We start from the raw sequence: 978 nt of genomic DNA on the forward strand, positions 1-978 counted from the left end.
ATATTGGACGAGTGTAAAAGTCCATAGGACCTTTCACCAAATCTTTATTATTTCTATAATATACAGAGTTGTATATATTTGTAGATTTTATATCATAACTTATAAGTGTTTTAAAAATCGCATCATCTAATGAAAATGATATATTTGAAAATTTATTTATTATTTCTATGTTAGATTTATTTTTTATCTCTTTTAGAATTTCTCTACCTTTGTCATTGAAAGCAAGTATTCTTATATAAGGAACAATGTCTATATCTTTTACAAGGTGAATATCGCTCTTTCTTATGCCTAACAATATATTATTTAAAGTTCTCTTGATTTTAGTTAAAGTATATCGCTTAGATTTAATTGATAATTGCAATTCGTATAAAGAGTTAGATGTAAAAATATCTTTGTAAATTTTATTTTCTATACCTTCATTTACTTCAAAATAATCCTTTAAATTGGATACGTCTCTAAGTATGATTGTTTTTAATGTCTCAAAAAATAATTCATCAAACATAGGAAAAAATTTACTATCTATTTTTTCATTTAATATATTATAAGTTTTTTCTGGAATAACTCTTTTTAATTGAGAGATATTACAATTTTCTTTAAGTGAAGTTCTTATAGCAGTAGCAGAGCAAATACTATTATCAATTTCTTTAGAGTTGTATTCTGACTGAACTCTGGAAATAGTAAATGGCTTTATATTACTGTTTAAATTAATAAGATTTTTTATATATTCTATACCAAGTATATTATTTGATGAATTTAATATTTTTAATAATTGTTCTTTTGTAGTTTTTTGAACTAAGTTGTTGTTTTCATATTGGTGTATATAATCGAAAAGTGAATTAGCTCTAGCTACTGGAAATAACATACCATCATCTAAATATTTTTTTAAAAGCAATTTAAATTCCTTTGGCTCATTTGCTAAAATTTCTGCAATACTGTAAAGAATATCTGTGTTTCCCTCTTCACTACCAAAACATACAG

The 978-nt window shown here is 23.6% G+C and carries 1 protein-coding gene; it reads right to left on the reverse strand.

The window, feature by feature from the left end; translation table 11 throughout:
• Nucleotides 1–978 (reverse strand): nucleotidyltransferase family protein (locus KGF50_RS21625; protein WP_227849966.1); only part of this gene is annotated, 978 nt, incomplete at both ends.

Source organism: Clostridioides sp. ZZV15-6598, assembly GCF_020657705.1.
Taxonomy (GTDB): Bacteria; Bacillota; Clostridia; order Peptostreptococcales; family Peptostreptococcaceae; genus Clostridioides; species Clostridioides difficile_F.